General features: G+C 41.6%; 19 protein-coding genes. 9 read left to right on the top strand and 10 right to left on the bottom strand.

Going from position 1 to position 21,309, the window contains the following annotated elements:
• Nucleotides 1–11: 11 nt before the first annotated feature.
• The 3 genes from nqrE to ESV85_RS00245 all read left to right on the top strand — a co-directional run bounded on the left by nqrE (nucleotide 12) and on the right by ESV85_RS00245 (nucleotide 2,030).
• Nucleotides 12–623 (top strand): NADH:ubiquinone reductase (Na(+)-transporting) subunit E, encoded by a 612-nt coding sequence (gene nqrE / locus ESV85_RS00255; RefSeq protein WP_146914289.1) that lies wholly within the window; start codon nucleotides 12–14, stop codon nucleotides 621–623.
• A 136-nt stretch (nucleotides 624–759) separates the two neighbouring features.
• Nucleotides 760–1,389, top strand: coding sequence for a DUF1080 domain-containing protein (locus tag ESV85_RS00250; protein WP_146914288.1), 630 nt, complete (start codon nucleotides 760–762; stop codon nucleotides 1,387–1,389).
• Between the two features lie 86 nt (nucleotides 1,390–1,475).
• Nucleotides 1,476–2,030 (top strand): DUF502 domain-containing protein, encoded by a 555-nt coding sequence (locus tag ESV85_RS00245; protein WP_146915127.1) that lies wholly within the window; start codon nucleotides 1,476–1,478, stop codon nucleotides 2,028–2,030.
• On the opposite strand, the gene ESV85_RS00240 is transcribed toward ESV85_RS00245, so the two are convergent.
• The 8 genes from ESV85_RS00240 to ESV85_RS00205 form a co-directional block, all read right to left on the bottom strand.
• Nucleotides 2,031–2,942, bottom strand: coding sequence for a TolB family protein (locus ESV85_RS00240; protein WP_146914287.1), 912 nt, complete (start codon nucleotides 2,940–2,942; stop codon nucleotides 2,031–2,033). It abuts the gene before it with no gap.
• A 49-nt stretch (nucleotides 2,943–2,991) separates the two neighbouring features.
• The gene (selD, locus tag ESV85_RS00235) at nucleotides 2,992–4,035 is read right to left on the bottom strand and encodes a selenide, water dikinase SelD (protein WP_146914286.1); all 1,044 of its coding nucleotides are present in this window, start codon (nucleotides 4,033–4,035) and stop codon (nucleotides 2,992–2,994) included.
• A complete protein-coding gene (gene mnmH, locus ESV85_RS00230) occupies nucleotides 4,007–5,062 on the bottom strand; it encodes a tRNA 2-selenouridine(34) synthase MnmH (RefSeq protein WP_146914285.1) in 1,056 nt (351 codons plus the stop codon). Before mnmH ends, selD begins: the two co-directional genes overlap by 29 nt.
• A gap of 66 nt (nucleotides 5,063–5,128) precedes the next feature.
• Nucleotides 5,129–5,449: a thioredoxin gene (gene trxA / locus ESV85_RS00225; RefSeq protein WP_092898939.1), complete on the bottom strand. Its 321-nt coding sequence runs from the start codon at nucleotides 5,447–5,449 to the stop codon at nucleotides 5,129–5,131.
• A gap of 168 nt (nucleotides 5,450–5,617) precedes the next feature.
• Nucleotides 5,618–9,904 (bottom strand): DNA polymerase III subunit alpha, encoded by a 4,287-nt coding sequence (dnaE, locus tag ESV85_RS00220; RefSeq protein WP_146914284.1) that lies wholly within the window; start codon nucleotides 9,902–9,904, stop codon nucleotides 5,618–5,620.
• Between the two features lie 161 nt (nucleotides 9,905–10,065).
• The gene (locus ESV85_RS00215) at nucleotides 10,066–11,235 is read right to left on the bottom strand and encodes an ATP-binding protein (RefSeq protein WP_146914283.1); all 1,170 of its coding nucleotides are present in this window, start codon (nucleotides 11,233–11,235) and stop codon (nucleotides 10,066–10,068) included.
• Between the two features lie 240 nt (nucleotides 11,236–11,475).
• Entirely contained in the window at nucleotides 11,476–11,814 is a 339-nt protein-coding gene (locus ESV85_RS00210) for an MGMT family protein (RefSeq protein WP_146914282.1), read from the bottom strand.
• Nucleotides 11,795–12,688 carry a mechanosensitive ion channel family protein gene (locus tag ESV85_RS00205; RefSeq protein WP_146914281.1) on the bottom strand — a complete coding sequence of 298 codons (894 nt, stop codon included), beginning with the start codon at nucleotides 12,686–12,688 and terminating at the stop codon, nucleotides 11,795–11,797. Before ESV85_RS00205 ends, ESV85_RS00210 begins: the two co-directional genes overlap by 20 nt.
• 59 nt (nucleotides 12,689–12,747) lie before the next feature.
• Here ESV85_RS00205 and ESV85_RS00200 point away from each other — a divergent pair, with 59 nt between their 5' ends.
• From ESV85_RS00200 to ESV85_RS00190, 3 genes are read left to right on the top strand one after another with little or no spacing between them, the layout of a single operon-like run.
• Nucleotides 12,748–13,425: an SDR family NAD(P)-dependent oxidoreductase gene (locus ESV85_RS00200; RefSeq protein WP_146914280.1), complete on the top strand. Its 678-nt coding sequence runs from the start codon at nucleotides 12,748–12,750 to the stop codon at nucleotides 13,423–13,425.
• 22 nt (nucleotides 13,426–13,447) lie between these two features.
• On the top strand, nucleotides 13,448–13,900 hold the full coding sequence (locus ESV85_RS00195) for a nuclear transport factor 2 family protein (RefSeq protein ID WP_317130762.1): 453 nt from the start codon (nucleotides 13,448–13,450) through the stop codon (nucleotides 13,898–13,900).
• A 6-nt stretch (nucleotides 13,901–13,906) separates the two neighbouring features.
• Nucleotides 13,907–14,362 carry a hypothetical protein gene (locus ESV85_RS00190; protein WP_146914278.1) on the top strand — a complete coding sequence of 152 codons (456 nt, stop codon included), beginning with the start codon at nucleotides 13,907–13,909 and terminating at the stop codon, nucleotides 14,360–14,362.
• Nucleotides 14,363–14,369: 7 nt separating this feature from the next.
• Here ESV85_RS00190 and ESV85_RS00185 read toward each other — a convergent pair whose 3' ends face one another.
• Nucleotides 14,370–14,792 carry an META domain-containing protein gene (locus ESV85_RS00185; RefSeq protein ID WP_146914277.1) on the bottom strand — a complete coding sequence of 141 codons (423 nt, stop codon included), beginning with the start codon at nucleotides 14,790–14,792 and terminating at the stop codon, nucleotides 14,370–14,372.
• A gap of 421 nt (nucleotides 14,793–15,213) precedes the next feature.
• On the opposite strand from ESV85_RS00185, the gene thrA reads away from it, so the two are divergent.
• Genes thrA through thrC form a run of 3 tightly spaced genes read left to right on the top strand, consistent with a single transcriptional unit; the run spans nucleotide 15,214 to nucleotide 19,902 of the window.
• Nucleotides 15,214–17,664: a bifunctional aspartate kinase/homoserine dehydrogenase I gene (gene thrA, locus ESV85_RS00180; RefSeq protein ID WP_146914276.1), complete on the top strand. Its 2,451-nt coding sequence runs from the start codon at nucleotides 15,214–15,216 to the stop codon at nucleotides 17,662–17,664.
• Entirely contained in the window at nucleotides 17,664–18,602 is a 939-nt protein-coding gene (locus tag ESV85_RS00175; RefSeq protein ID WP_191321866.1) for a homoserine kinase, read from the top strand. The genes thrA and ESV85_RS00175 overlap by 1 nt, the downstream gene beginning before the upstream one ends.
• Nucleotides 18,603–18,606: 4 nt before the next feature.
• On the top strand, nucleotides 18,607–19,902 hold the full coding sequence (thrC, locus tag ESV85_RS00170) for a threonine synthase (protein WP_146914275.1): 1,296 nt from the start codon (nucleotides 18,607–18,609) through the stop codon (nucleotides 19,900–19,902).
• Between the two features lie 309 nt (nucleotides 19,903–20,211).
• On the opposite strand, the gene ESV85_RS00165 is transcribed toward thrC, so the two are convergent.
• Nucleotides 20,212–21,186 carry a polyprenyl synthetase family protein gene (locus ESV85_RS00165; protein ID WP_092898919.1) on the bottom strand — a complete coding sequence of 325 codons (975 nt, stop codon included), beginning with the start codon at nucleotides 21,184–21,186 and terminating at the stop codon, nucleotides 20,212–20,214.
• Between the last annotated feature and the right edge of the window lie 123 nt (nucleotides 21,187–21,309).

The raw sequence follows: 21,309 nt of genomic DNA, 5'->3' as shown, positions 1-21,309 counted from the left end.
TTAGCGAAAAAATGGATTTATTTAATTTAGGTATTCGGTCGATTTTTATCGACAATATGATTTTCGCTTACTTCCTTGGAATGTGTTCATTCTTGGCTGTTTCCAAAAAAGTAAGTACTGCAATGGGTCTTGGTGCTGCTGTAATATTTGTATTGACAGTAACTGTACCGACCAACTGGATGCTAAACGAGTATGTTTTGAAAGAAGGAGCATTAGCTTGGATCAGTCCAGGTTTGGCTGAGATAGATCTTTCATTCTTACAATTCATCATGTTCATTGCCATCATTGCTGCAATGGTACAATTGGTGGAGATGATCGTAGAGAAATTTGCTCCTGCACTTTATGGTGCTTTAGGTATCTTCCTTCCTTTGATCGCTGTAAACTGTGCGATTCTAGGTGGCTCACTTTTCATGGCACAAAGAGATTATACACTTGCAGAATCTGCCGTTTACGGTTTCGGATCAGGTGTAGGATGGTTGTTAGCTATTGTGGCATTAGCAGCTATCCGTGAGAAATTGAAATATTCCCATGTCCCAAATGGCTTGAAAGGTTTGGGGATTACCATGCTTTTGACTGGATTGATGGGATTGGCATTTATGTCCTTTATGGGTATTGATTTGTAATCACATTCGGTTTAAGAATATATTTGAAAGCTCTGGGATAGTATCTCAGAGCTTTTGTTTTTAATGGTAATTGATATTTGTCAATTACCTAGTAACTTTTACACTGTAAACGTATTATTCAAAAACCCTGTCTCTTATGAAAACCCTATTAACATTCTGTTGCTTCATAGCACTTACATTTTCAGTTTCCGCTCAAAGTGGAGATTGGATCGAGCTTTTCAATGGTAAAAACCTTGATGGCTGGAAAATTTCTGAAAAATCTGAATCTTTTCAGGTTGAAGATGGTGTGATTAAAGTGGCTGGCCCACGTGGACATGCTTTTTATAATGGAGATGTAGCAAATCATGACTTCAATAATTTCGAAGTGATCGCTGAATTGAAGACCATGCCTGGCGCGAATTCCGGTATTTTTGTCCATACGGAGTACCAAGAAGATGGCTGGCCAAACGTAGGCTATGAAATCCAAGTAAATCAAAGCCATACGGACTGGAGAAAAACAGGTAGTGTATATTCATTCCAAGATGTGAAAGAAGTCTATGTAAAAGACGGAGAATGGTACACTGAGCATATCATCGTTCAAGGTGATGTAGTCACTGTGAAAATCAATGGAGAAACTGTCAATGTATATGATCAGTCTAAAGATGAAAACCGTAAAGATGGTCTAGGTACCAAAAAAGCTGATCATGGTACTATCGCTCTTCAAGCGCACGATCCTAAATCTGTGATTTATTACAAGAGTGTGAAAGTGAAAATCCTTCCAGATTAATCTGCGAGAAAAATAGACTGAAAAGTATCTTCAAGTATAAATCCTGATTATTATTGAGTAATAATCAGGATTTTCCTTTTACATCGATGAAATTTACTTACACACGTATCATTTCCTATTTTCTTAGAGGGCTGTTATTTATCACTCCAATTGCAGTAACCCTCTACATCATTTATCAAACTATCCTATTTTTGGATAACCTTATTCCGGCTCCCATTCCAGGAATTGGGATTTTGATGGTAATCGGTTTGATCACTTTCATGGGATATATGGCAAGCCTTTTCTTTGCTAAACCTATTCTTGATTGGTTTGAGCGAGGACTGATTAGCATTCCTCTGGTAAATTTGATCTACACAAGTATCAAGGACTTGATGGGAGCTTTTGTCGGAGACAAAAAGAAATTCTCCTCCCCAGTGAAAGTACAGCTAAGTGATACTTTTATTCGCTTGGGTTTTATCACTCAGGATGATATGTCGGTTGTTGGTGAGCCTGACATGGTAGCCGTTTATTTCCCGCATAGCTACAATGTCTCTGGGAATGTATTCTTAGTACCCAAAGACAAAGTAACGCCGCTAATAGGAGTGAAAAGCTCCGACGTGATGAAATTCATGGTGTCAGGTGGCGTTTCACCGCTGATCTAATCAAGGCTTATGATATCTCACAAAAGCTATCCATTCGCCATCAGGCGACCAGCTATGCACGTTGATCGTGCCTTGACCGCCGTAGAAGACTTTTGTTAAATCTTTGATTTCTTTAGTCTCCACATTGAGCAAGCGAAGTTTAACGTCCTTGCCAAATGGGTGAGATCCTTTTTGATCCTCTAAGTAGGAAATAATCACTGCTGATTTATTGTCAGGAGATGGGTGTGGGAACCAATTGTCCAGTAAGTCATTGGTGAGTTGTTCGGCACCAGTTCCATCAGGTTTCATTCGATAAGCATGCATGCTTCCTGTACGGTTAGAATTGAAATAAATCCACTTGCCGTCATAAGAGTATTCAGGGCCATCATCAAGACCTTCGGCAGTGGTAATCCTTTTCTCTGTACCTCCTGCAGTTGGGATGGCATATATATCCCATGCTCCATCTCGCTGAGCGCAATACACCAATGTTTTTCCATCTGGACTGATTCCATGCCAATAGCTTGGATGTTCTGGCGTAATCAATTTTGGCTCGCCACCAGCAAGTGGAACGGTATAAATTCGAGAGCCAAAGTCTTGATCACTTTTGCTGATCACAAGAAGTTTTCCGTCGAAACTTAGCCCGTGATCATTGTTTGCGCGGGAGATTTTATCAGGCTGAATTTGCCCTAATTTATTGCCATCAAAATCTACTTTCTCGAGATGCCCTCCAGAATTGATGAGTAAGTATTTTCCATCTCTAGACCAATTTGGTGCTTCGAAATGTCTGACTTCTTTTAAGATTGTCTTCTGTTCTCCAGTCTTTACGTTGAGGATTACTAGCTCACTGGATGTTCCCTCCGGAGCTTGTTGAGCATAAAGTGTACTAGAGGTAAACAGCAAGAGTAATGCGAAAAGGTTTTTTAGGTTTTGCATGATAGGTTTGGGCTGTTAATTCTGTTAAGATAATAAACAATAAGTAATGCTATGGTAAAACTTCCACCACCTGTTCGTTTCTTTCAATGAAGCGACCAATTTCCCAAATTACTTGATCTTGCTGCTTCATGGAGTCTTCAAACCAAGCTTTGTTTTCAGGGTCTACAGCAAGCATCAATCCTCCGCTTGTCTGAGGGTCACAAAGTTTTACCAAGTCCATTCCTACCACACCTTTTGTCTTAGCGCTGTAAGCGTTCCAGTTGCGGTAGGTATTGTCAGGGAAAATAAATTGATTGATGTATTCCTGTACACCTTCAATCATAGGAAGTTTAAGGAGGTTTATCTCAGCAGAAAGACCTGCGCCTTCACACATTTCTATCAAATGCCCCAGCAATCCAAATCCGGTGACATCTGTCATAGCATGAACTTCCTCATGATTGCCGAGTATTTCACCAATAGAGTTCAATCGGCAGGCCGTATCAACCAAACTCAGGTAATCCTTATCCGTAATTTTTTGACGCTTCAGCGCTGTTGCCAGTACGCCTACCCCAAGCTGCTTGGTGAGGTAAATGATATCTCCGGCTTTTGCAGCGTTATTCGTTTTGATCTTATGTGGATGTACAATTCCATTTACTGAAAGTCCAAAAATCGGATCCTTTGCAGCGATAGAATGCCCGCCGGCTAATTCGATTCCTGCAGCTTTGCAGATAGTCTTTGCCCCTTCCATGACTTTGGCGGCCAGGTCTGGAGAAAGTTTTTCTACAGGCCAGCTTAAGATTGCATTAGCAAATATTGGCTTACCACCCATAGCATACACATCCGAAAGGGCATTTGCAGCAGCGATTCTCCCAAAGTCAAAGGGATCATCTACTATCGGTGTGAAGAAATCCACTGTATTGATCACTGCTAAATCTTCGGAAACCTGATACACAGCCGCATCATCTTTATGAGAATTTCCAACCAGAAGATTTGGGTCATTTTGTGAAAAAGATCCGCTCGCCGTTAAGATCTGATCAAGGATTGCTGGCGCGATCTTGCACCCACAGCCGGAGCCTTCACTCCATTCAGTCAGTCTTGTTGGTGTGTTTTCCATGGAATTTGGTTTTTGCATCGAGTAGTTTTTTGATGGATGTATCTTGGTCAATTCCAGATAGGTCTAGTTGGATTGTTTTTCCTTCGGCATGCTTATCCAAGTCAAATGTGTAAGCTTTATCATAGTAGATCAGCATGTTGGATATCCATTCCGGATGATTTCCTTCTACTATTGCTTCGATAGCCTGCGAAGTACGCAAACCGCCCAGACGTTTTTTTAGTCGCAAAACAGCAAGTATTAATTCATCTGCGGGCAATACAGCATATTCTTCAGCGATCAAATCGATTCGCTCTTGTTCAGTTTTCAGGATATCAATAAGCGGTGCCGCCAGCATTTGATGATAGAATTTGTCCGGCAGAATCAGTCTTCCGATTTTCCGACTTTCGTTTTCTATCCAAATAAATTTTTCTGGATTTTGCTTACGCAAAGCTTCTGCGAATATGTTTTCAAATTGCTCTACAGTGGGTTGAGCAGGTTGTCCGATTGATCCAAAGGAAGATCCTTTGTGATTCGCAAGTCCTTCCAAGTCGATAATTTGCTCGCCAGCTTCCTGGAGTTTCTGAAGTAATCTAGTTTTACCAGTTCCGGTTTTGCCTCCTAAGACTAGCAGGTTCCAGTCTTGTCTCACCAAGTCAAAGCTATAGGTTCGGTATGTTTTGTATCCGCCCTTCAGACGATAAACTTCAAAACCTACCATGGTCAGTAGCCAGGATAGTATTTGACTTCGCATTCCCCCGCGCCAACAGTAGACAATTACTTTTTTCTGAGGGAATTGCTTGAGAACATCTTTTAGAATTAGGTGAAACCGAGGGCCAACCAATTCGAAACCTTTGATTGTCGCTTCTTCTGATCCTTTTTCTTTATAGAGTGTTCCTACTACAATCCTTTCCAGGTTATTCAGGATTGGAATGTTGATGGATCCGGGGATCTGGCTTTGTTCAAATTCTCCTTCACTGCGCGCATCGATCAATGGGAATTGATCCCGTAAACTCCAAAATTCAGATAAAGAAATTAATTGCTCCGCCATAAAGTTTGAAGATAAAAAAAGCCGCAAGGAATTCCTTGCGGCTCTGAATGTAATATAGTCAACTAATTAAAGTTGAGCGTCTAGTTTTTGGGATAAAACAGATTTTGGAACTGCTCCAACTTGCTTATCTACAATTTCTCCACCTTTGAAGAATAGAAGCGTAGGGATTGATCTGATACCGAATGCTTGAGCTACGCCTGGATTTGCGTCCACGTCCACTTTTCCGATTATGGCTTTTCCGTCATAATCACCAGCTAGTTCTTCTACTACTGGACCGATCATTTTACATGGCCCACACCATTCTGCCCAAAAATCCACTAGGATTGGCTGCTCAGATTTGATGATTTCTTCAAAGTTTGCGTCAGTAATTTCTATTGCTTTTGACATTGTATGTTTGGTTTTTAAATTTCAGAGTTTTCAAATATATGACCAAAAGCCAATAGCGTATTAATAAGTTCCGAAGGATTTAATTTTTTTGTCTATCAGGAATTGATAGAAACTATGACTAAAACCTTTTGGGAGACTAGATTAGATTTAGAATATTTCAAGTTTAATTTAAACCACCCGATATACCACCTCAGGGATTTCCTTCAGTTCCTTGATCATTTCAGCGCTTGGATCAATAGAGAATCTTTTAGAGAAAAGCTCCAAAGCAATATTCTCCTTGCGGTCCACCACATCAAAATACAACTTGGCATCTCCCTTATATTTCTCTGTAATTGCCTGCAGCTTTTCCATCAAATCCATTGTGAGATCATCCAGATCAATGTTGACACGAAGGCCTTTCACCATTTTGCCACGGATTTCATCGAGTAGCGTAATGTTGGCAATTTTAAATTCAAGTTCATTCTCCGCCCAGCGCTTACCGGCTACTGTTCCACTGATAAATAAGAACCAGCCTGGCATAAAGTATTCTTTGAACTTCACATAATCATCTCCAAACAAGAAGAAGGTAAAAGCTCCCTGATAATCTTCCAGCGTCAGAGTTCCGAATGGCTTTCCGTTTTTGGTTGTGCGATGCGCAAAAGTCGAAACTGATCCTGCCAGTTTGATGTCAGTTCGATTTCTCAGACTTTCCAAGTCATTCAGATCAGGCAAAGAAGCATTGGTAAAAGACTCTATTTCCAGTCTAAACTGATCGAGCGGATGACCTGAAATGTAAAGACCTACCACTTCTTTTTCGATATTCAATTGCTGCAGCTGCGTGAAAGGCTCCATTGGGGCAATAGTCGGAAGTGGGACTTCCATGTTTCCAGCACCTCCGCCAAAAAGGCTAACTTGATTACTATCTTCTTCCTGCTGTACTTTCTGAGCGTACTTGGTAGCCTTCTCGATCAAATTTAAATCATTGTCTGCAGCCTCTAAATATTGTCTTCTATGGTGCTGAGGAAAGCAATCAAATCCACCTGCCATCGCCAGAGCTTCCATAGTTTTCTTATTGAGCGCCTTGGAACTTACACGCTTCGCAAACTCAAAAATGTTTTTATAAGGGCCATTCTTCTCACGTTCCTGAATGATGGCATCTACTGCAGCAGAACCGGCACCTTTGATAGCAGCCATTCCAAATCGAATTTCTCCTGCAGCATTTACGGTAAATCCATTTTTGGATTCGTTCACGTCTGGTCCCAAAACTGGAATCCCAGCCCGCTTACATTCTTCCATGAAAAACGTCACCTGCGTGATGTCATTCATGTTGTTACTTAGAACAGAAGCAAGATATTCCGCAGGATAATGCGCTTTTAGATAAGCTGTTTGATAGGCAATCCAAGCATAGCAAGTTGAGTGGGATTTGTTAAATGCATAGGAGGCAAATGCTTCCCAGTCAGTCCAGATCTTCGAAAGTTTCTTGGCGTCGTGACCTTTGGCTGAAGCTTGCTCGACGAATTTTGGCTTCATCTTATCCAGGACATCCTTTTGCTTTTTACCCATTGCCTTACGCAAAACATCCGCCTCACCTTTGGTGAATCCTGCGAGTTTTTGCGATAAAAGCATCACTTGCTCTTGGTAAACCGTAATTCCGTAGGTTTCCTCCAAGTACTCCTTCATATCATCCAGATCGTATTCGATCTGCTCCGTTCCGTGCTTTCTTTTGATAAAAGAAGGAATATATGCCAAAGGCCCTGGGCGATACAAGGCATTCATGGCAATCAAATCTGCAAAAACAGTAGGCTTCAGCTCACGCATGTATTTCTGCATCCCAGCAGATTCATACTGGAAGATACCGACTGTTTCACCACGTTGGAAAAGCTCATAGGTCTTCACATCATCGATCGGGAAATGATCAGCATCTAGTTCGATTCCGTGTCTTTCCTTCACAATTCTGATGGCTGTTTTGATAAGCGTCAGGGTTTTTAGACCCAAAAAGTCCATCTTCAGCAGACCCGCAGATTCTACGACTGAGTTGTCAAACTGAGTACAAACCATGTCGGAATCCTTTGCTAAAGCGACAGGCACATAATTGGTAATGTCATCGGGAGTGATGATGACACCACAGGCGTGGATTCCTAGATTTCGCACTGATCCCTCAAGCATCGTGGCCTGATTGATCGTTTTAGCAGATTCATCTTGTCCTTTCGAGATTTTAATTAATTCATCGGCTTTAGCAATCATTTCGCCTTGACCTTTCAGTTTGTCTGAAAGAGCAGCTCTATTTCCAGCCAAGCCAAAAAGTGCTTTCAATTTGATGTCAGGTACCAAATTGGCCAATCTTCCAGCTTCAGCAAGGGGAAGATTCAGCACTCTAGCAGTATCTCGAATGGCAGATTTCGCAGCCATTGTACCGTAAGTGATGATTTGGGCTACTTGATTAGAACCATATTTCTTGATTACATAATCAATCACACTTTGGCGACCTTCATCGTCAAAGTCAATATCAATATCGGGAAGGGATACTCTATCCGGATTTAGGAATCTCTCAAAAAGGAGATTGTATGCGATTGGATCAATATTGGTGATACTCGTGCAATAAGCAACGGCAGAACCTGCTGCGGATCCACGACCTGGCCCCACAGAAACTCCCATTCTCCTCGCCTCAACGATGAAATCCTGAACGATCAAGAAGTAACCTGGGTATCCGGTGTTTTGGATAGTGGCGAGTTCAAAGTCTAATCGCTCTTGGATTTCAGGAGTGATTTCTTTGTAACGTTTCTTCGCTCCTTCATAAGTAAGGTGTCTTAGGAAAGCATTTTCTCCACGTTTTCCACCATCCACTTCATCTTCGGCATGTTTGAATTCATCAGGGATTTCAAAGGCCGGAAGAAGCACCTCTCGTGCGAGTTTATAGGTTTCAATTTTCTGGGTAATCTCATTGGTACACTCGATGGCTTCTGGCATATCCGCGAAGAGCTTTTTCATCTCATCGGGAGTTTTGATGTAGAATTCATCATTGGGGAAGCCATAGCGAAACTCGCGTCCACGCTTACCAATGTACTTTTTAGGCTTGTCGTACAGTTCCCCATCTTTTACACAAAGCAACACATCGTGTGCTTTAGCATCTGATTTCAGACTGTAGTAAGAGTTATTTGCTGCGAAATACTTCACATCGTATTTCTTAGCAAACTCCAGCAGCACTTCATTTACTTTCTCTTCCTCAGGAACTCCATGTCGATTCAGCTCTACGTAAAAGTCCTCTCCAAATTGCTCTTTGTACCAGACAAAAGCTTCCTCTGCTTGGGTTTCGCCCACGTTCAAAATCAAGAATGGAATCTCTCCCCAAAGTCCGCCTGTCGTGGCAATCAGATCGCCTTTATACTGAACCAAAAGCTCTTTATCAATACGGGGCAAATAATAGAAACCCTCGATATTGGCGTAGGAAGCTAGTTTTGCAAGGTTGTGATAGCCAGCTTTATTTTTTGCTAAGAGGACGGTTTGGTAGCCATCGTCTTTGTTTGATTTGTTTTTTCGATCCCTACAGAGGTTAAATTCACAGCCCAAAATCGGTTTGATGTCTTTTGTCAAAGCTTCTTTCACGAAGTGAAATGCCCCCATCATATTGCCATGATCAGTCATCGCAATGGCTGGCATTCCCAGTTCTTTTGCGCGAGCTACCATAGCAGGAATCTCACATGTAGCCTGCAGTACCGAATACTGACTATGCACATGCAGGTGTGTGAATGGGATGTCGGTAAGATCCGAGATATCGGCTTTTCCAGCTTGTTTCAGGACATCCTTTGCGGCAGCTTTCTGCGTGTCTTTTGCTTGCGCAAAGTTTGCTTCCTCCAGCTTCGGCGCTTCATATATTACTTCTTGAACCGTGATTCCAGCGACTGGAGCTTGCACTCCCTGCGTGATCAGTCCAAAGAAACAGCGAGCTGTAGCGTCCACATCATAAGCCGCATCGTGGGCATCGCCGAAGCCTTTTCCAAAAAGTTTTTGGTGAAGTTCAGTAAGTGTGGGCCATTTGAATTTGCCTCCTCGACCACCAGGAAGCGCACAAAAATCTGTGGAAATGTCTTTGGTGTCCAGCTGCCTTGCCGTCAGTGGCATGGTCGCTTCCGCTCGGTAATATTCCGATCCGACTACATTGACATCGAACTCGACGTTATGTCCCACCAGATAGGTGGCTTTTTGAACATCTCCTTCGAATATTCCAAGGATCTGCTTTAGGTCATGTCCTTCTGCTAAGGCACGCTTGGTAGAAATCCCGTGGACCTTCTCAGCATTGTATGGAATGGTAAATCCATCTGGTCGGATGATGTAATTATGATTGGAAATCAGATTTCCCTTCCCATCATGCAGTTGCCATGCGAGCTGGACTAGCCTTGGCCAGTTGTCCACATCAGACATGGGAGCATTGTAATCGCGGGGAAGGCCGGTGGTCTCGGTATCAAAAATTAAATACATACAGCTTGGGGAATTGAGACTTCAAATTACCGCTAATCTCTGAAAGGAGACAAGTGAAGCGGAGGTAATTGTCGGGGATTTTCACTGATTAAACAAAAGAGCCTTAAGTGATAGACTTTGAGTCTTTGAATAGGAAGATTGTTTCCTGGCGAAATGGTGGATCAGGAGAAAGCAGGGAAGTCTCTCCATGATATTACGTTTCCATAGGATCTTTTTTGATTCAGACTACCTGCATTCACCAGTCCTTTTGAGGATAATGGAATGGTAGAAATCGATTCGAATTTTGCTAAGCCCTTGAAGTTTTCGTTGAGGACTGTTTCACTGGCTTTCATTTCAAATATATCAAGCGATGTTCCCTTGTCCAAAAGCAGATCCACTTCATCGCCATGGTTATCTCTCCAAAACCAAGGACTTTGATTTTGATAACTATGGTGCATTTGTTTGAAAAACTCAGCGATCATCATATTCTCGAATAGTGCGCCTTTTACTGGATGCGTAAGTAGCATTTCCCGCTTGTTGATCTTGAGTAAGTGACATAAAAGCCCAGTGTCGTAAAAGTAAAGCTTTGGCGTCTTCACTACCCGTTTGCTGAAATTCTTATGAAATGGATATAATTGAAACGTGATGTAGCTCGACTCTAAAGCGGAAAGCCAAGATTTAGCTGTGGGTTGTGTGATTCCCGCTTCATTGGCTAAGGAACTTAGATTCAAGAGCTGACCAGCACGTGTCGCACATAAACTCAGGAAATTCTGGAACTGTCTCAAGTCTCTGACTTCCATTAGTTCTGTCACATCACGATTGACGTAGGTTTGGATATAATTCGAGTAGAATACACTTGGCGAAATCTTTCGATCATACATTGCCGGATAAAATCCATGAATCAATTGATCAAAAGGATCGTCTGCAAGCAAATTTGCGGCTGATAACTCTTGGATGTCCAGAGGCAAAAGCTTGAAAATAGCCACTCGGCCAGCTAGACTCTGAGTTATCCTTTCCATAAGATGGAAGTTTTGTGAGCCAGAAAGAATAAATCCTCCCATTCTATCAGGTTTGCTATCCACGATGGTTTGTAGGTAGGAGAAAATAGTAGGAGCTTGTTGGACTTCGTCGAAGATCACCTGATCGTCGTATTCTGCCAGAAAGCCATTGGGATCGTTCAAGGCAAATTCTCGATTATCTGGATTTTCGAGACTGACATAGCGATAATCTGGGAATAGTGTTCGCAAAAGCGTAGTCTTTCCTGATTGTCTTGGCCCAGTGAGTGCTAGTATAGGGTATTTGTTTTGGTATTCCCGTATAGCATTGTATATCTGTCTATTAATTACCTTCATCTTGTGCAAATAAAGGTGTTACTTTTAAATTGTACAAGCTTTACTTTGAAATTGTACAGTTTCTATTTTGAAATTGTACAACTTTGATTCTTGATTTGTACAGTCTTAAATCTTGAACTGTATCGTATGAGGTACAGTTTTAATATCAAAATGTATCTTTCAAGATATAATATTGACAGATTGTTGTATCTCACAAGATGCAATTAAGAATAGCGCTCTTCGTATTGTGTTTTTAACCTATCAAAGCGCCAGTTCAATATCTGGATTCCAGAATACTTTATCAAAGTTCTGAACTTTGTCTTTTTCAATTTTTACTCCTTCTTTTTCCAAGAGTTCCTGCATCTCAGTGGGAGTGGAGAAATGTCCCTTCCCTGTCAATAATCCCTGGCTATTTACGACTCGATGAGCGGGAACATCTGACATGGTATGTGCTGCATTCATGGCATACCCTACCATTCTGGCACCACTTTTTATTCCCAAATAATGAGCAATCGCACCGTAATTGGTCACTCTTCCGCTTGGGATTAATCGGACGACTTGATATACCAGATCAAAGTAATTAAGCTTTTCGGGTTTCATTAGACCAGTTGATAAGTTCTTGATTGATTACTTTTCTCACCTTGACTTCTGTTGCCTTTTCGCCTGACTTAATTGGGAATTGATAACGGACAATAATGCTTTCAGGCTTTCTTTCGATCACATTTAGCTGGGCTCCTTCTACGTAAACAAACTCTGAAAATTCATCCAAGACGTTGTTGAGCTGAGTTTCTAATTCTTGCAATTGAATTTTCGAGTAGAAGGGTACTTCCGAATCAAATATCATCTGATGCGAATTGTTCTTGGAGTAATTCACCACTTCAGAAGTCAAAGCAAGCGTGTTTGGGACGATGATAATCTCACCTGTTTCACTTTTCAGCACCATATTGATCAGGGTGATGTCTCGAATGAAACCAACATTTTTCCCAATCAAAATCTTATCCCCGATCTCTAACTGATCCGAAAACATGATGATCAAGCCATTCACAATATTGGTGATGTAATCTTTGGTGAGCAAAGCAATTGCTGCAGCTACGATTGTAATGCTGGTAAGGAATTTTAATGGTTCGACACCAAAAAGCAACATGAAAGTCACCAAGATGACGATCATATTCAGCAAAGTGGCAAGACGATCAATACCAATCACGAAGTTGGGTTGCACTCTGGACTCCTCAGTTCTTTTGAGGTAAAACTGAAGCGTGATAATTCGAGCAAGGGAGATGATAAGATTTCCGCTAAGAAGGAAAATCAATGCGCGAACCACATTAGCTAATATTACATAGCGTTCAAAAAATGGTGTGAGCCAGGTGTTTGATTCAAAACCTACAATCAAAATGATCAGTAAAATCAGCTTAAAAAGGAAGTTCCTTCTTCTCTTATTTTCCTGATTCTTAATGATGCTTTTGAGTTGATTCATGTCGTTTTTGAAAAATTAAGCCTAATTTTAACAAATATCAGAAAGAATTCCGGAGTAGTATGAGCAGAAATATCATTATCACAGGCGCAGGAGGAAATTTGGGTTCAGCAGTTGTTGAGAAGTTTAAGCGTGAAGGATATCACATCATAGCGCTTCTGCATCCTGGCAAAAACCATGAGGTCGAAGAAGCGGATGATTCGTATGAAGTGGATGTGACTGATGAAAAAGCAGTTGCTGAGTTTATCAAAGAATACCACATGCAATATGGAGATCTAGATGCGTTGGCTTTTTTAGTCGGCGGATTTGCAATGGGAGGAATAGCAGATACAAGTCAGGCTGATCTGGAGAAAATGTTCATGCTGAATTTTTTCTCAGCATTTCATTTAGTAAAAGGCTTTTTACCTGTTATGAAAAAGCAAGGCAAAGGGACTTTCCTTTTTGTAGGAGCTAGACCGGCCATGCAGATTGAGGATGCGGGTGGGACTTTGGCCTATTCTTTGAGTAAGAAATTAGTCATCTCGCTAGCTGAAATAGTGGGTGAGGAGACCAAGAATACACCCATCAGATCGCATGTTTTTGTGCCAAGTATTATAGATACTCCTCCAAACCGTGAGTCTATGCCAGATGCTGATTTTAGCAAATGGGTACGTGCGGATGAGATCGCTGAGACCATGCATTATGCTGTAAATATGCATGCATTGCGAAATATGACATTCAAACTTTATGGTGAAGTTTAAGTTATAAATTATCCTTATGAAAATGAAACCTCTTTTACTCTCGTTTTTGGCCTTGATGCTGGCAATCCCGGCTTTTTCTCAGTCTGATGAAGATGCTGTAAAAGCCGTAATCGAATCTCTTTTTGACGGAATGAGAGCTAAAAATGCAGATCAGATTGCTGCTGTTTTCTCAGAGAATGCAATCATGCAAACTATAGAAACGATTGGTGAGACTGGTGTGGTAAAAGCTGGTTCCGTTGCTGATTTCGTCAAGGGAATAGGAAGTCTGCCTACAGAAGCGAAGCTTGACGAGAGAATCACCGACTACAAAATCAATATTGATGGGCCAATGGCTACTGCCTGGACGCCCTATGAGTTCTATTTTAATGACCAATTCAGCCATTGCGGCGTGAATTCCTTTCAATTAGTAAAAATGGCCGAAGGCTGGAAAATTGTTTACCTCATCGATACTCGCCGAAAAGACGGCTGCTTTTGATAATTTATGAATACGTTTAAAGAAAAAATATACCAGACTGCCATCGCGCAGGTGAAAGAGAAAATCAATCTGTTGAAGACCGAGCGAAAGGCGATCAATGATGGGATTTTGGAGGATACTAAAAGTAGTGCAGGCGATAAGTTCGAGACTGGCAGAGAAACTATGTCCCGTGATCTTATGACTGTGGAGAATCAGCTCAAGCAAGCGAATTTTGAATTCGATGAACTGTGTAGATTTCAGGCCATCAAAGAACCTTCCTCCACTGTTCAGGAAGGTAGCTTGGTTCAAGTTGGATCAGATAAATATTTGATTTCAATCAGCTTGGGGCAAGTAACTGTAGATGGTCAAAAACTATTTATGTTAAGCAAAAATTCTCCACTTGGTGAGATTTTGGTTGGCCATAAAAAAAATGATCAGTTAGATTTCCGAGGAAAATCTATTACGATTACAGAATTACAATAACTAAAACTTAGTCTTTCTTTGGGACAAAACTCATCAACTCGGTGGCTCCATCGAGTAGGGTGAGTTTGTCTTTCCCTACTTTCAGTTCCCCGACTTTGTTTAAAGTGGCCATGAATTCCTGTTCTCCTGAGCCGGGACATATTTTTTTGGTAATTGCTCCAGGATCCAGTTGTAGTCCTGTGCCTTCCAGTGAGAAGTTTCCCGAGAAATTATTGCAACCGGTAAATCCTGCGAGTTTGCCTCCTTCCAGAAAACTTAATGAAGGAATGCCACCGACGAATTGATTCATATCGAGTCCATTGCCCATAAGTGAGGAAAGTGCCCAGCTATTTCCCGTCAACAGATTCAGGGGATTTATAGACTTGGTGCTTCCACAATTTGAAAAAAGCAGGAGCAGAAGTCCGATCGATAAGGTTTTTACAGCTCTCATTAGTTTAAGGCTTTAGCGCTTACCTAATTTAAGGGATTTGTGTCCAAATTCAATTTTGTGTTTTGAGGAGAAGGGAAATGATTCTACTCAATTCTCAGTTTTTGGTGAAATTGTTGAGGTATTTCTAACAGAGTTTCGGTTTTTTTCAAAAAACTCTAATGGATTGTTTGGCTAATAGAAATTTTGGCAGTAAGATTGTCCTGTCAATTGTCCAGTTATGGTATTTGCAGTAAAAATCTCTTCAGACCTAAATCTACTTCCAGCTATGGAAGCGAGAGCCTGCACCACTTTTTCTATGACGACATGGATTGGTACCACGATTACGGGTTGATCCCGTCGCAATTTATAAAGTACCCGCCCCCGTGGCCTTTTAATAGGTCTATATTAATTTCCCAGTAGTTAATTTCAGAAGTTTTATTTTATGAAAATCATCAAGTTCGGTGGCTCATCCGTAGCGAACCCAGAAAATATACAGCGAGTTTTCTCCATCATTAAGGACAAACTCAAAGAGCATGAAGTAGCCATTGTTTTTTCTGCTTTTGGTGGGGTAACGGAGAGCTTATTGAAGATTGCTCAGCTAGCAAGAGAAGGTGATGAAGCGTACCGAGAAGTGCTTCAAACTCTGGAAGAGAAGCATTTGACCATTGTACGCCAACTTATTTCAGTGCAGAGCCAGTCCACCGTGATGACTTTCGTGAAAGTGCGATTTAAAGAACTTGAAGATCTTTTTCATGGTATCTACCTTATCAAGGAAAACTCTCCTCGTACACTTGATTATGTGGCAAGTTTTGGAGAGAGACTTGCAGCATTTATTCTTGCTGAGTCTATGCAGGGACATGGATTCAAAACCCAGTTCCTCGATGCCCGTGAGGTGATTTGTACTAATGATCGATTTGGTCAGGCCAAAGTTGATTTCGAAGTTACTAATACAGCTATCAAAAATTACTTTGCGAAGCATGATGGGATCAAAGTGATCACAGGATTCATTGCTTCTACTGCCAAAGGAGAGACTACTACGCTTGGAAGATCTGGATCAGATTATACTGCTGCTATTTTTGCCGCAGCTTTAGACGCAGAAAATCTTGAAATCTGGACTGATGTTTCCGGAGTGTTGACTTCAGATCCAAAATTGGTGTATACAGCATTTACAATACCTCAGTTGAGCTACAATGAGGCGATGGAGCTTTCGCATTTTGGGGCAAAAGTAATCTTCCCGGCGACCATGCAGCCTGCGATGCGCAAAAGCATCCCGATTTATATCAAAAACACCTTTGAACCAGAAAATCCAGGCACCCTAATCAATGGAGAAGTAAGCCCTGGAGCATTGATAAAAGGAATTAGCTCTATTCAAAATGTTTCGATTGTCACCGTGCAAGGAGCAGGAATGCTGGATTCTGTAGTAGGTACAAGTCGTGTATTCAAAGCATTGGCAGAAGCAAGAGTTAATATTCTATTGATTTCTCAGGCTTCTTCAGAGCACAGCCTTTGTTTGGCGATCAAAACTCATGAGTCTTATCTGGCGAAGGAGGCAGTGGAAAAGGAGTTTTTCTACGAAATCAAGTCTGGTGAAATGGACGAAGTAATCTTGTTGCATGACTTGGCTACTGTAGCTGTAGTAGGTGAAAACATGAAGCATAACCCAGGAGCTTCAGGACGAATGTTCCGTGCATTGGGAAGAAATAACATTAACGTAGGTGCTATTGCGCAAGGAAGCTCGGAATTAAATATTTCAGCGGTTATTCCTCAGCCAGATCTGCAGAAAGCTCTGAATGCGCTTCACGAGGCCTTTTTCCTTTCAGAAAATAAAGTGCTCCACGTATTCTTAGTAGGAGTTGGTTTGATTGGGCAGGCTTTGATTAAAATGATTACCAATCAGCAGCAGAAATTGCGAGGAGAAAATGAGCTGGACATCCAGATTCATGGAATGGCGAATAGTCGATACATGGCTTTCCATGAAGATGGCTTTGACCTTTCCAATCCATATGAATTGAGCGAGTCGGACACCAAAACTGACCTCAGCAAATTCATCAAGACTATGGAAGAGATGAATTTCTCCAACTCTGTATTTGTGGATTGTACCGCAAGTCAGGATGTGGCAGAATTGTACACCAAAATTCTTGAAGCGAAGGTTGCGATTGTGACTCCTAATAAAAAAGCCAATTCAGGCTCTATGGAGCAATATAGAGCATTGAAGAAGTTGGCGAAAAAACGTGGCGTGAAATTCCTTTACGAAACCAATGTGGCGGCTGGCCTTCCTGTGATCAATACCTTACAGGATTTGATGCTAAGTGGAGATAAAGTGATTCGCATTGAAGCGGTGCTTTCTGGCTCCATGAATTATATTTTCTCCGAATTAGAAAAAGGAGATCCTTTCTCTGAAGTGGTGAAAAAAGCGAAGGAACTTGGTTTCACTGAGCCAGATCCTAGAGATGATTTGAGTGGCATGGATGTGGCGAGAAAGATTCTGATTTTGGGTCGTGAGGCTGAGCAAGATTTGGAATTTGATTCTATCGAGATCCAAAGCATGGTTCCTGAGGATTGTCAGAATTTAGCTTCAGTTCCAGAATTTTTTGAAGTGCTGAGAACACACGATATAGACTTTGCTGAAATGCTGAAAACTGCTGAAGCGAAAGGAGAGAAATTACGCTTCATGGCGACTTTGGAGAATGGTAAAGCGAAAGTTGGCTTGAATTCGCTTCCAATTTCACATCCATTCAGTGGATTGGGAGGAAGCGATAATATGATTCTCTTGACCACTGATAGATATCGAGATAGACCTATGATCATCAGAGGTCCAGGTGCTGGTGCAGATGTAACTGCAGCAGGTGTATTTGCAGATGTGATTCGTATAGGTAACTACACTAGAGAATAATGTTGCGCTCCGTCAAAGCTTATGCTCCTGCAACTGTCGCGAATGTGTCCTGTGGATTTGATATCCTTGGCTTCGCGATTGATGCCATGGGTGATACTGTAGAGCTGGTTCTGAAAGATGAGCCGGGATTAGTGGTCGTTTCTATAGAAGGAGACGGTGGGAAGCTTCCTCTAGAAGCTGAGAAAAACACCTGCGCAGTGGCCATTCAAGCCATGTTGGATGAATTGGATTCTAAAGTTGGAATGAACATTTACCTAACCAAAGGTTTGCCTTTGGGCTCGGGAATGGGATCTAGTGCAGCAAGTGCCATTGCGGCATTAGCTGCTGCTAACAGGCTTTTGGGTGATCCTTTCGAGAAAAAAGATCTTTTGCCTTTTGCGATAGCTGCAGAAAAGGTGGCTTGTGGAGCTGGGCATGCTGATAATGTAGCGCCAAGTTTACTAGGAGGCTTTGTGTTGATTCGAGATTATCATCCTTTGGATGTGATCAAACTGCCCGTACCAGAAGGCTTGTATTGTACCTTATTACACCCACATTTCGAGTTGAAAACTGCGGACTCTAGATCGGTGCTTAGAGATCAGATACCTATGAAGCATGCGACGATCCAATCTGGAAATGTTGCAGGATTGATTGCAGGTTTATATGAAAGTGATTTTGAATTGATTTCAAGATCACTTCGGGATGTGATTGCAGAACCTTATCGAGCGGTATTGCTTCCGGGTTTTTACGAAGTAAGAGAAGCCTTAAAGGTCGCGGGTGCATTAGGAATGGGAATTTCTGGCTCAGGTCCCACGCTATTCGCGCTTTCTCGAGGGAAAGAAATTGCTGAAGCTGTAGGTGAAGCAGGCAAAGAAATGTTTTCAAAAATTGGTCTGGGTGTGGATGTGTATTTCTCTGAAATCAATACACGAGGCGCTTACGTCATCGAAGACAAATAAGATTATGAAGTTTTATAGCACAAATAATCCTGGCCATCAGGTAGATCTTGCCGAGGCAGTAATCAAAGGATTGGCACCAGATCAAGGGCTTTATATGCCGTCTGAAATTCCTGTTTTATCTAAGGAGCTTTTGGATAAGTTTCCAGAAATGACTTTTCAGGAAATAGGATATGAAGTAATTGGAGCCCTATTTTCCACTGCCCTGAGTCAAGAGCAAATCAAGGAATTGGTAGATCATACGCTGACTTTTGACGCCCCACTAGTGAAAGTGGAGGAAGATGTCTACAGCTTGGAGCTTTTTCATGGGCCGACGTTGGCATTCAAAGATTTTGGAGCACGATTCTGTTCCAAATTGATGAGTATGCTGATGGAGAAATCCGATCGTAAAGTTCGTGTGCTTGTAGCGACTTCGGGTGACACCGGAAGTGCTGTAGCAAATGGATTTCTGGGAGTAGATGGTGTGGAAGTGATTATACTTTTCCCTAAGGGCAAAGTAAGTGAACTACAGGAAAAGCAGTTCACGACCTTGGGTCAAAATATCACTTCACTTGAAGTTGATGGTGTTTTTGACGATTGCCAGCGTATGGTGAAAGAAGCATTTTTGGATGTTGAGTTGAATAAGAAGCTATTGCTTACCTCAGCTAATTCCATCAATGTGGCACGTTGGATGCCTCAGTGTCTGTATTATTTCTATGCTTTTTCAAGACTTCCAAAGAGCAATAAAAAAGTAGTTTTTTCGGTTCCATCGGGGAATTTTGGAAACATAGCGGCAGGTATTTTAGCTCAAAAAATGGGCTTACCAATAGCTCATTTTGTAGCTGCGACGAATGTCAACAAGATCGTGCCTGATTACCTGCAAGGTGGATTGTTTGCTGCCAAGCCTTCAATTGCTACTGTAAGCAATAGCATGGACGTGGGGAACCCAAGTAATTTCCCGAGACTTTTGGCGCTGTATGATAATGATGACCAAGAGTTGAAATCTCAGGTTTCCGGCTGTTATTATTCAGACGAAGAAACGGTGAAAGCGATGCAGTCCGTGAAGGAGAAAGGCTATACGCTCGATCCACATGGAGCAGTTGGGTATTTGGGATTGAAAGATTTTATGGCCAAGAATCCTGACTATCAAGGAGTGTTTTTGGAGACTGCACATCCCGGGAAATTCAGAGAAACTGTAGAGAAGGCGCTGGATTTGACCTTGACTTTGCCAGAGAGATTAGCGGCTTTTATGGATGGCAAGAAAAAAGTGGAGGCTTTGGGAAATGACTTTGAGGAGTTTAAAGGGTATTTGAAGTCTCTTTAAAAGTTGGGTAGAGAAAGCATTCGTCTTTTATAAGCTCGGTCTTACCGATTAAAACCCCACGTTGATAGTGTCATTTGATACTATCACGGGTATTGAACTTAAGGTTAACTAGGATATGTTTTGGATGATTGGGAATGAGAATAAATGATTCACCTTTTGCATATATTCATCGAGAAAGAGTAAAAGCGGCTTACTTGCTGATAAACACTAGCAATTCCGGTACTTCCGTCACCGGTCACCGGTCTTCCGGCCCGTATGTCAAGGCGATTTTAATCACGGACCTATCTGCACATAAATAACGAAAAAATCCTACTTCTTCCTTTCAATCGTATAGCTCACCAATCCTTCCAGGGAAGTTTTGTAGTCTGATTCAGGGAAAGTTTTTAGGATATCTAGCGCTTCCATGTAATATCTGTCCATGATAGTTTTAGCATATTCGAGTCCCCCACTTTTCTTCACAAAGCTGATCACTTGATTTACAGCTTTTTTATCTTCGCTTCGATTACGGATCAAGTGAATAATTTTCTTTTTCTCTAGCCAATCAGCTTTTTGCAAAGCAAAAATAAGAGGAAGTGTCATCTTCTTCTCTTTGATGTCAATGCCAACAGGTTTGCCGATTTCATCTTCGCCATAATCAAAAAGATCGTCTTTGATCTGGAAAGCCATACCTACTTTCTCTCCAAATTCTCTCATTTTTGAAATTATTTCTTCACTGCTTTCGGTACTAGATGCACCTACAGCACAGCAGGAAGCTAATAAACTGGCAGTTTTTTGTCGAATGATATCGTAATAAACTTCTTCCGTGATGTCGAGTTTTCTTGCTTTGGCGATTTGGAGCAGTTCGCCCTCAGACATCTCTTTTACAGCATTAGAGACGATTTTCAGAAGTTTAAAGTCGCCGTTATCCACACTTAAAAGCAAGCCTCGGGAGAGAAGATAATCTCCTACGAGCACCGCGATTTTATTTTTCCAAAGTGCATTTATCGAGAAAAACCCACGTCGGTAGTTAGCATCATCGACTACATCGTCATGCACAAGCGTAGCTGTGTGCAACAATTCTATAAGCGCAGCACCTCTATGTGTTGAGTCATTGATACTGCCGCAAACACCTGCCGTCAAGAAGACAAACATGGGGCGCATCTGCTTGCCTTTGCGCTTGACAATGTAATTAGTAATGTGGTCGAGGAGTTTGACCTTACTTTTCATAGAGTCTCGAAATTTCAGTTCAAATTGAACCATTTCGTTTTCTATGGGGACTTGTATTTTTTTAAGGTCTGGTTTCATCCGGTCTTTGATGCTGTAAAAATAATACCCTTTCTCTCATGGACAAGGGCTTGAGGGCCTAGGTGTAGCAATCAATTGAAAATGACGTTGATTTTAAGAAATTATGTATTTTGTACCTTAGAA

Origin of the sequence: Algoriphagus aquimarinus (assembly GCF_007997215.1) — a bacterium.
Taxonomy (GTDB): Bacteria; Bacteroidota; Bacteroidia; order Cytophagales; family Cyclobacteriaceae; genus Algoriphagus; species Algoriphagus aquimarinus_A.
The sequence above is the reverse complement of the archived record's forward strand: the minus strand, read 5'-3'. Positions and strand labels throughout refer to the sequence as shown.